Raw genomic sequence first — 10,010 nt, forward strand, 5'->3', positions numbered from 1 at the left:
TGACGCTCTTTTTTGGTGGTCAAAGCCTTCATAATTGGCGGTTGAATAATCGGTACAAGCGCCATATAGCTATACGCAGCCACCGCAATTGCACCCAACAAATGCGGTGCCAATTGACTAGTCACAAAGATAGCAGTCGGGCCATCCGCACCACCGATAATGCCGATGGAAGCAGCCTCCGGACCAGTAAAGCCCAAAAATTTAGCACCAATGTAAGTAGTAAAAATACCCAACTGAGCAGCAGCGCCCAACAACAGACTCTTGGGATTGGAAATCAGTGGTCCGAAATCCGTCATTGTTCCAATGCCAAGGAAAATCAACGGAGGATAAATGCCAAGTTTTACGCCCAAATAAAGCATATCAGCCAATCCGCCCTCATTGAGCACGCTGACAAAGTCCGGGTGGCCTGATTCCGTTAAGAAAAATTCCATATGGATAATATCGCCAAACGGAAGGTTTGCAAGCAACATACCGAAAGCAATCGGCAGAAGAAGCAACGGTTCAAACTGTTTTACAATTGCCAAATACAACAGAACACAGGCAATAATAATCATAACAAGATAACCCGGATTTTGAAAAATCCCCATAAATCCGGATTCATTTGCAATTCCGGTAACAGCATCCAAAAAGCCTTGCATGTTTCACACTCCTTCTAAACTTAAAAGGGATCGGTATAAGAAGCCACGCCAGCCTGAGCCCACGCGTTCCGTCCCGTTTTTACACGTTTCAACGAGCGCAATGTATAACGGTTTCCACCGTCCATGCATGCGATAGATGCCACAATGGCAGCCACAACTTCCTCGGGAATTCCCGCTTCTACAACCGGAGCCTTCGCAATCGGTTGCACAACTGGAGCCTTCTCAACCGGAGCAGCGTTTTTCGCCTTAGCGGTCTTTTCAGCCTTCTTCTTATCAATGGAAGAAAAAATAACACCTTCTAACGTGATGATCAAATACAACAAAATCAACACGCCAAACACCAAAACCAGACCTGTTACAACCACGACACCTACTGATGGTTCCCCTTCTAGGTTGTTCATCGCCGCCGCAACGGTCAGCAATGGAGCAAAGTCCATAAAACTACCTCCCTGTTTTTCACGATATCTTTTTATATTATAGTGGAAAACTCTTTTACTTGCAACCGTATTTTTTCATTCTTGTTAAAAAAATCGCAATATTTTTTTCTTTTTTTACATCTTTCAAAAAGAAAATGCGAGGGCAATTTTAGTTTCCCTCGCATAATTCAATCAAACGTGCTAAAAACACAGTCAAATTGAGTCGTCATTAAAAATATTACATATATGTGCTATTTTTTCACTATCCGCTTGCTCAGAAAAAAGATATCCTCTCTTGTTCATCTCTCCAAGAAGTTCTAATTGTATATCCTGTTCTTCTGCCATCAGTTTTAACATTTTATTCTTCGTGCTTTTATTCGTACAGATATTCATATATTCCGTATAACATTGCGCAAGCATTCGCTGAGTCATAAGCGCATCTTGCATTTTTACGGATTCATCCAAAGCTAAATCTCCCCCTGTCTTTGCAATTCCTCCAAAAGCGAGTTATAGTGCTCTATTTGTCGCTGAATTATATCCTCATATAATTCTTTCAAAGCCAAGTCCTCACAAGTCTGCGCATATGCTTTGTACTTTTTTACACTGGTTCGTTCATACAATAAAAGTTTCGAAAAGCACGATAACTCCTCAATTGACATTATTTCACCCATACCTTTTCTTCCTTTCTTTTGTATTATCCCCAGTCAGAAAAAAACTATACAAAAAAGCCCCACGGAAAAACCGTGAGGCTTAAAATTCTTATAGAATTAATACATGCCGCCCATGCCGCCCATACCAGCACCTGCCGCAGCAGCCGCTGCAGCCGGCTCCTCAGGCTCATCAGCTACAAGACTCTCAGTGGTCAGAACCATAGCGGCAACGCTTGCAGCATTTTCCAATGCTGAACGAGTTACCTTCGTCGGATCCACAATGCCCGCCGAAATCATATCGCCGTATTCTTCAGTCTGGGCGTTGAATCCGTAATTGACCTCACCGGAAGTCATAATTTTATCGATAATAACGCTGCCTTCCAAGCCAGCATTTGCCGCAATCTGACGCAAAGGAGCTTCCAGAGCTTTGCGGACAATCTTCGCACCTGTGCGCTGGTCACCTTCAAGACTTTCAATCACTTTTTCCACTGCGGGAATTGCGTTGATCGGAGCAGTGCCGCCACCAGCAACAATGCCCTCTTCCACAGCAGCCTTTGCCGCATTCAAAGCATCTTCAATGCGCAATTTTTTGTCTTTCATTTCAACTTCGGTAGCAGCGCCAACTTTAATGACAGCTACACCACCGGACAGTTTGGCCAAACGCTCTTGCAGTTTCTCTTTGTCAAAGTCGCTGGTTGTAACATCCATCTGCGCACGAATTTGCCCAATGCGTGAAGCGATGGCCTCTTTGTCACCCATACCATCCACAATAGTGGTATATTCTTTGGTCACTTTCACCTGACGAGCACGTCCCAACATTTCCATAGACGCATCTTTCAGTTCGTAACCCAACTCTTCGCTAATTACAGTGCCGCCCGTAAGAATAGCAATATCCTGCAGCATCTCTTTACGACGATCACCAAAGCCAGGAGCCTTTACCGCAACAACTGTAAAGGTACCACGCAGACGGTTCACAATCAAAGTAGACAGGGCCTCGCCCTCCACGTCCTCGGCAACGATCAACAGCTTTTTGCCGGACTGAACAATCTGCTCAAGCAACGGCAGAATGTCTTGAATGACACTAATCTTTTTATCCGTAATCAGAACATAAGCATCATCCAGCACCGCTTCCATGCGCTCTGTATCTGTGACCATATACGGAGTGATATAACCGCGGTCAAACTGCATGCCTTTTACCACTTCAGAGTAAGTTTCAGCCGTCTTGCTCTCTTCAATAGTAATTACGCCATCTGCAGAAACTTTCTCCATTGCCTCAGCAATTAAATTACCGATGGTCTCGTCACCGGCAGAAACAGTCGCTACACGAGCAATATCAGCGGTGCCATTCATCGTTTTGCTATTGGCCTTAAATGCATCAACCGCAGCTACAACTGCTTTCTGCATACCGCGCTTTACATCCATGGGATTTGCGCCAGCAGCTACGTTCTTCATGCCCTCTGTAACAAGAGCCTGTGCCAGAACAGTTGCCGTAGTAGTACCATCACCGGCGGCATCGTTCGTCTTGGTAGCAACCTCACGCACCAACTGTGCTCCCATATTTTCGAAAGCGTCTTTCAGCTCAATCTCTTTAGCAATGGTAACGCCATCATTTGTAATCACAGGAGAACCAAACTTTTTTCCCAAAACGACATTACGACCTTTAGGTCCCAATGTAATTTTGACCGTATCAGCCAATTTATCAATACCAGCGCTGAGCGCTTTACGGGCTTCTTCGCCCATCAGTAACTGCTTTGCCATTGTTCATCTACTCCTTTATCTTCTCACTTATTTTATTCGCACACAGCAAGAATATCAGACTGGCGAACAATTACGCATTCTTCGCCATCCACCTTAACTTCTGTTCCAGCATACTTGGCAATCAGCACCTTGTCGCCCGGTTTGACTGTCATCACAACTTCGTGTCCATCTACATTACCGCCTGGTCCCACGGCAATTACTTCGCATACCTGCGGTTTCTCTTTTGCGGCTCCCGTCAAAATAATACCACTCTTCGTGGTTTCCTCCGCTTCTACATTTTTAATGACCACACGGTCAGCAAGAGGTCTGATTTTCATTGCAAATTCCCCCTGATATTAAAGTTTCCGTTTTTAGCACTCTATTATCTTGAGTGCTAAACATATTGTACCCCATTTTACGGAAAAATCAAGAGGGGAAAATAAAAATTTTTTATGAACAAAGACAAAAAAGCCGCGAAAATAAACCGCAGCTTTTTTGATATGAAAGATCACAAACAATATTCATACATTTCGAGTTCGTTTCCAGTTTTCCCAAACGATATTAGGAAGAACAAAATTTGCCGCTTTCGGCATCACGATAGCATCCAAACGAGATGCCGGCTCACATTCACCATCCACATTAATAATAACACTCGTTCGATTTACCGGGGCAATGTGAACCTCTTGCGCACGAAAATATAGCATCACATTTTTCAAATCCGGTACGACCATTCCATCTTGATCAATATGTCGCCCTTCTTTATACTTGGATAAAACACCTGCAATTCGCAGCCTGCTCATTTTTCTTACTAAAATAACGTCTAAAATACCATCCTGCAAATCTGCGCTCGGCGCCGCCCGAAATCCCCCACCATAATAAGAACCATTACAAACAGTAGCAATCAAGAACTCATCTTCAAATACCTTATCATCGATTTCCACTCGTAAAAGCTGTCCAATCGGCCTACACAAATTTTCGGCAATTGATAAATTATAAGCCATACTCCCACCGCAAAACGGAATACGACGATATTTGGGAATATTGTAGGCAACCTTTGCGTCGATCCCTACCGAGCAAATGGCTGCCGAAATACCTTTTGAAGTCCGCATTAAGTCAACCGGAATAGCCGTACCTTTAATCTGTTCTTGCAAATTAAGGAAATCATGTAACTTCCCAAAATTTCTCACATAATCATTTCCTGAACCGCATGGAACACTCGCCACTTCTGCTTTTGAATTTCCGGAAGACAGCACTCCTTCTAAAACCTCATTCAGTGTTCCGTCCCCACCACAAGCATAAATACGAACTTGTTCTGCTGCGCGTGCATACTCATATGCTAAATCAACAGCATGACGATGCGACTGTGTAATTTCGACACGATATGAAACGCCACATTTCTTTGCCTGCTCAATAATTTGTGGCACCAAATGCAAACTTGCATCCGCTTTTCCCGAAACAGGGTTTACAACAAAAATATGTTCCATCCTTACCACACCTTTTCATATCTCCCTTCCTATCATACTGTATTTTAACAATGGATACAAATACTTTTTCTACACATACTATTTTAAAGTATTGGAAGGGAGTATTTTCATGGAGCTTATTGCAATTTTTTTCACCAGTCTTGGGTCCCTTGCCGCAATGTTTCTTTTAACAAAACTGATGGGACAACGCCAGGTGAGTCAAATGAGTATGTTTGATTATGTGAATGGAATTACAATCGGCTCCATTGCAGCAGAATTCGCCACCAGCTTAGGTGGAGATTTTTTAAAGCCTCTTATTGCAATGATTGTTTACGCCATTGCCGCTCTTGCAATTTCGCTTCTTAGTTGCAAATCACTTGTTCTAAGAAAATTTTTTAATGGGAAACCCATCGTTTTATTTGAAAACGGGAAAATTTACGAAAAAAATCTTATTGCCGCCAAAATGGATATCAATGAGTTTCTCACACAATGTCGAGTAGGAGGATATTTTGATTTAAAAGATCTGGCCTGTGCCATTTTAGAAACCAACGGAAAAGTAAGCCTGCTTCCTAAATCTTCTAAACGCCCCGTTACTCCAGAGGACATCGATCTTACCCCTTCACAAGAATATCCTCCTGTCAATATCATTATTGATGGCATATTAATAAATGAAAACCTCAAATATACCGGCAATGATAAAACTTGGCTCGAAAAAGCGCTTAATGCACAACACATTAAGCAAAAAGACGTTTTTCTCGCCACTTGTGATTCACAAAATAAGTTGACCGTATATAAAAAAACTGGACACGCTGTGCGTCATGACATTTTCGAATAAAAAAGGGACGGAAAAATCCGTCCCTTTTTTATTTAAAAATCTTATTTGCCGAAATAACGGTTCAACAGGCCTTCAAAAGCACGTCCATGACGAGCCTCATCGCGTGCCATCTCATGAACGGTGTCATGAATAGCATCCAGTCCCAGTTCTTTTGCCTTTTTAGCCAAAGCAGTTTTGCCAGCAGTAGCACCGTTCTCGGCCTCTACGCGCATCTCCAAATTCTTCTTCGTAGAATCCGTAACTACCTCGCCCAGCAGCTCAGCAAATTTAGCCGCATGTTCAGCCTCTTCATAAGCTGCCTTTTCCCAATACAGACCGATTTCCGGATAGCCTTCACGATGAGCAACACGCGCCATAGCGAGATACATACCAACCTCGCTGCACTCACCATTAAAGTTATCGCGCAGGCCCTGCAGAATCTCAGGATCAACGCCCTGTGCAACGCCAACCACATGCTCTGCAGCCCAGCTCATTTCACCTTTCTGCTCTTGAAATTTCGAAGCGGGAGCTTTGCAAATCGGGCAAACAAAATCGGCGGGAAGGCTCTCACCTTCATACACATATCCACAGACGGTACATACAAATTTAGACATTGTTCGTTCCTCCATAAAATTCATTTTATCAACTTTAATGTTTACAAGCATTGCTGCTGTAATTAATATAGCACCGCCATCTATTAATGTCAAGTACTTATTAATATTTTTTCTCAATAGTGCCAAAATTTATTTTTTGGAGAGTAGGAAGAATTGTTTTCAGCGTTGCGGCAGTGACAGTTCCCATTATCAATCCAGAAATGAGAAGAACCGGAAGATAAAAAAACGTATAAATCGATTGGGTCAAAATCACATTTAACAATAAAAGCTGTCCAACATTATGCGCAATCGCACCACTGACCGATACAACAAAATACGTTTTTTCTTTCAGCAATTTTCGAATCACAAGCATTACAACCAACGCGCTCAATCCGCCAGCTAGACTCAATGCACCCGCCAAAACTCCCCTGGTAATCAAGACAAAAAACGATTTTAAAACCACAAGCACCAATGCCTGTCTTGCACCTAGAAAAAAAAGTGAATACATCACAACGATATTCGCCAACCCCGGTTTCACCCCCGGCGGCAAACCCAAAAAAGGGGTAACGAGGCTTTCAATAAGAGAAAACGCAATTGTTAAAGCAAACAGCATCCCTAATAAAGCCACTTGCCGTGCCTTTCCTGTTTTCATTCTACATACACCACTTGATATTCATCCGAAAGTAATTCCAGTGAAGATTCAAAAGCCGTTGAAGCGTACAGAACGCCATCTTCGCACAACATAATTGCCGTTACGCCATCCTTCATGTACTCCAATGTTTTTTCTTTTCCAAGCACATAAAGAGCAGTGGAATAAAAATCCGCTTGAGCCCCATTTTCGGACAGCACTCCTACCGACAAAATATCGCTTTCAGCAGGCCAGCCTGTTCGCGGATCCAATATATGCTGATACCGCACACCATCCTGTTCAAAATATCGTTCGTATCCACCAGATGTCGAAAACACTGCATCCTTCAAATCAAAAGAAACAATGGCACTCTCCTGATCTCCTTCCGGGTCGCGAAATCCAATTCGAAACGGCGTGCCATCCGGCTTAGTTCCTTTTGCATAGATAGTACTTCCACCCAGATTCAAAAGTGCATGCTCTATTTCCAGATCTTCATAAACTTCACGAGCCACATCACAAGCCGCCCCCTTGGCAATCCCGCCAAGATCTACCGCCTGTCCGGAGCGAAGCAACATGGCCTGTCCATCTTGTAAAATCAGAGAATCATCATCCACCAGAGGAAGAAGCTCATCAATTTCTGCCTGTGTCAAAACCCTTGGCTGATCCGTGGTAATTCCCCAAGCCAAAGTAAGCGGCGCAATCGTGAGAGCAAAAGCATCCGGAACTTGTTCACACAAATCTTTTGCCTGCTTTAAAATACAATAAGTCTCATCCGAAACTTCTACAGCTTCTTTTCCTGCCGCCTCGTTCAACCGGGCAATATCGCTATCCGACTGATAGAGAGACAGTTCCTTTTCCATGTCTGAAATACGGTTTTGAACTTGTTCAATCGCCTCTTGTGCCTGAGGACCATATACATCCTGCTGCATAACAGTATCCATAATAAAGGTAGCATTGTGAACCGATTGATTTGCCACTTCCCTTGCCCGCAGCCAAAACCCTCCGCCTGTTAACACAAGCAGAATGCACAGGGCACAAACCACTCGAAGAAAAATCTCTTTTTTTCGCATATTTCCACGCTGCGCTTTCCCCAAGATTAATAAGTTGATTGTAAAAGTGTTTTTTCCTTCTGTCAAGCGGTGGCGTTGTATCGATGAATAAAAGCTTTGAAAATGTTCATACTGTGGAAAAGGCCTTGCAAATATTTCCAAAGTCATGTACAATAACACTAACTTGCTTTTTAATACTTTATTTAAAAGAGAGGGCTCTAAAATGAAACGTTTCTTTGCTGTTTTGGCTGCACTCTGCCTTTGCCTTGGACTTCTTTGTGCTTGCGGTGGTTCAGCCACTTATGACGTAAAAGAAGTTGCCAGTGCTGTTGAAAGCGTTTGTAATATTGAAAATCCCAAAGATATCGAACAAGATGATTTGATCTATTCCATGAATCTGGCAGAAGAAGATTTCTTGGAATTTTCCGGTCAGCAAACCTTGACCAATGGTAAACCCGGTACGGTTTTGGTTGTAAAGGCGGCCGACGGAAAGGCGGAAACGGTGAAAACTCAATTGGAAGCCTATCGCGACGGAATCGTTGCAACATGGGAAAATTACAAGGATGATTTTCCAATTGGATATGAGCAGACGCAAAATGGCCGCGTCGTTGTAAAGGGCGATTATGTGGTTCTTGCCATTGCCGGTGAGGGCGTAGATTATTCTGCGGTAGATACGGCAATTGATGAGGCCTTGAAATAAACGACCTGGGAAGCCGGTACCATTTGTACCGGCTTCCTTTTTGATATTCCTTTTGAAACAAATTTGAAGGAGCTCGATTCATGGTATTCAGTACGATTCTATTTGTTTTTCGATTTCTTCCGATTACCCTTGCCCTCTACTATTTGGCTCCTGCCAAATGGAAAAATACAGTTCTTTTTTTATGTAGTCTGGTTTTTTATTCTTGGGGAGAAGTACGTCTTTTTCCCGTTATGGCAGCGGCAATTCTCATCAACTATACAGCCGGACTTGGTATAGAACGTTTTTCTCAGAGCCCAAAGGCGCGCAAAGTGTTTTTGCTTTACAGCATTGTGGGTAGTTTGGGCATGCTTGTTTTTTTCAAATATACCGACTTTTTTATTACAAACATCAACGCCTTGACCGGCCTGAATATTCCATTGCTTGAACTGACACTGCCTCTTGGAATCAGTTTTTATACATTTCAAACCATGAGCTACTCCATTGATGTTTATCGAAATGACGTAAAGGCAGAACACAACATTATTGATTTTGGAGCATATGTCGTAATGTTCCCGCAATTAATCGCTGGTCCTATCGTCAAATATCGAGATGTCTCCGATCGTCTTCATGTTTTACATGGACGCATCACCTTGGATCGCGTCGATGAAGGAATCACACTTTTTATTTTTGGTCTTGCAAAAAAGGTATTGTTAGCCGACGGTATTAGTCGCCTATGGTATGACATTGTTGGACAATCTTCTTCAGACAGTGTTATCGGATTGGCCAACGCGTCCACACCTCTTGTATGGCTTGGCCTTCTTGCTTATTCTCTTCAAATCTATTTTGATTTTTCCGGTTACTCAATGATGGGAATTGGAATGGGAAAAATGCTTGGATTCGATTTCCCGCCGAACTTTGATTTGCCATATATTTCCCGCAGCATTACAGAATTTTGGCGCCGATGGCATATGACTTTATCCGGATGGTTCCGGGAATATGTGTATATTCCTTTGGGCGGAAACCGAAAGGGTCTAAAGCGTCAGTTAATTAATATTTCAATTGTTTGGTTTTTGACGGGATTTTGGCATGGCGCAAACTGGAATTTCATTTTTTGGGGACTTTACTATTGTATTCTATTAATGATTGAAAAGATTTGGCTGCTTCCCCATTTGAAAAAAGGAAAAATCTGGCCGCATTTTTACACAATGTTTTTAGTTGTAATTGGATGGGGTTTGTTTGTCGGCAGTGATTACGGAGTGTCTCTTTCTTTGCTTGTGAACAAAATGTTTGTTCCTTCCGGCGGCGTATCGGCACTCTATTATTTGAGAAACTATGGTGTTTTG

The 10,010-nt window shown here is 42.8% G+C and carries 13 protein-coding genes; 3 read left to right on the top strand and 10 right to left on the bottom strand.

Annotation, left to right across the window (positions count from 1 at the left end; genetic code table 11):
- From AB5H98_RS11295 to AB5H98_RS11325, 7 genes are all read right to left on the bottom strand, one after another.
- Positions 1-638: sodium ion-translocating decarboxylase subunit beta (locus AB5H98_RS11295; RefSeq protein ID WP_367925998.1), on the bottom strand; the 638-nt coding region annotated here is incomplete at its 3' end.
- A 20-nt stretch (positions 639-658) separates the two neighbouring features.
- Positions 659-1,075: an OadG family transporter subunit gene (locus tag AB5H98_RS11300; protein ID WP_367925999.1), complete on the bottom strand. Its 417-nt coding sequence runs from the start codon at positions 1,073-1,075 to the stop codon at positions 659-661.
- 192 nt (positions 1,076-1,267) lie between these two features.
- Positions 1,268-1,519, bottom strand: a complete 252-nt coding sequence (locus AB5H98_RS11305) for a spore coat protein (RefSeq protein ID WP_367926000.1) — start codon at positions 1,517-1,519, stop codon at positions 1,268-1,270.
- Positions 1,520-1,521: 2 nt separating this feature from the next.
- The gene (locus AB5H98_RS11310; RefSeq protein ID WP_367926001.1) at positions 1,522-1,725 is read right to left on the bottom strand and encodes a spore coat protein; all 204 of its coding nucleotides are present in this window, start codon (positions 1,723-1,725) and stop codon (positions 1,522-1,524) included.
- Positions 1,726-1,821: 96 nt separating this feature from the next.
- On the bottom strand, positions 1,822-3,462 hold the full coding sequence (gene groL / locus AB5H98_RS11315) for a chaperonin GroEL (RefSeq protein ID WP_367926002.1): 1,641 nt from the start codon (positions 3,460-3,462) through the stop codon (positions 1,822-1,824).
- A 32-nt stretch (positions 3,463-3,494) separates the two neighbouring features.
- Positions 3,495-3,779 (bottom strand): co-chaperone GroES, encoded by a 285-nt coding sequence (gene groES / locus AB5H98_RS11320; protein WP_367926003.1) that lies wholly within the window; start codon positions 3,777-3,779, stop codon positions 3,495-3,497.
- Between the two features lie 183 nt (positions 3,780-3,962).
- Positions 3,963-4,925, bottom strand: coding sequence for a diacylglycerol kinase family protein (locus AB5H98_RS11325; protein ID WP_367926004.1), 963 nt, complete (start codon positions 4,923-4,925; stop codon positions 3,963-3,965).
- 109 nt (positions 4,926-5,034) lie between these two features.
- Here AB5H98_RS11325 and AB5H98_RS11330 point away from each other — a divergent pair, with 109 nt between their 5' ends.
- Positions 5,035-5,739 carry a DUF421 domain-containing protein gene (locus AB5H98_RS11330; protein WP_367926005.1) on the top strand — a complete coding sequence of 235 codons (705 nt, stop codon included), beginning with the start codon at positions 5,035-5,037 and terminating at the stop codon, positions 5,737-5,739.
- 41 nt (positions 5,740-5,780) lie between these two features.
- On the opposite strand, the gene AB5H98_RS11335 is transcribed toward AB5H98_RS11330, so the two are convergent.
- From AB5H98_RS11335 to AB5H98_RS11345, 3 genes are all read right to left on the bottom strand, one after another.
- On the bottom strand, positions 5,781-6,332 hold the full coding sequence (locus tag AB5H98_RS11335) for a ferritin family protein (protein ID WP_367926006.1): 552 nt from the start codon (positions 6,330-6,332) through the stop codon (positions 5,781-5,783).
- 100 nt (positions 6,333-6,432) lie between these two features.
- Positions 6,433-6,963, bottom strand: a complete 531-nt coding sequence (locus tag AB5H98_RS11340; protein ID WP_367926007.1) for a Gx transporter family protein — start codon at positions 6,961-6,963, stop codon at positions 6,433-6,435.
- On the bottom strand, positions 6,960-8,009 hold the full coding sequence (locus tag AB5H98_RS11345) for an FAD:protein FMN transferase (RefSeq protein ID WP_367926008.1): 1,050 nt from the start codon (positions 8,007-8,009) through the stop codon (positions 6,960-6,962). The genes AB5H98_RS11340 and AB5H98_RS11345 overlap by 4 nt, the downstream gene beginning before the upstream one ends.
- A 202-nt stretch (positions 8,010-8,211) precedes the next feature.
- Between AB5H98_RS11345 and AB5H98_RS11350 the strand changes: the two genes are divergently transcribed.
- Together AB5H98_RS11350 and AB5H98_RS11355 are read left to right on the top strand one after the other, a co-directional pair.
- Positions 8,212-8,688: a DUF4358 domain-containing protein gene (locus AB5H98_RS11350; RefSeq protein WP_367926009.1), complete on the top strand. Its 477-nt coding sequence runs from the start codon at positions 8,212-8,214 to the stop codon at positions 8,686-8,688.
- An 80-nt stretch (positions 8,689-8,768) separates the two neighbouring features.
- The coding region (locus AB5H98_RS11355; protein WP_367926010.1) for an MBOAT family protein at positions 8,769-10,010 on the top strand (1,242 nt) is incomplete at its 3' end.

Source organism: uncultured Ruthenibacterium sp. (assembly GCF_963558415.1).
In the GTDB taxonomy this organism is placed as follows: domain Bacteria; phylum Bacillota; class Clostridia; order Oscillospirales; family Ruminococcaceae; genus Ruthenibacterium.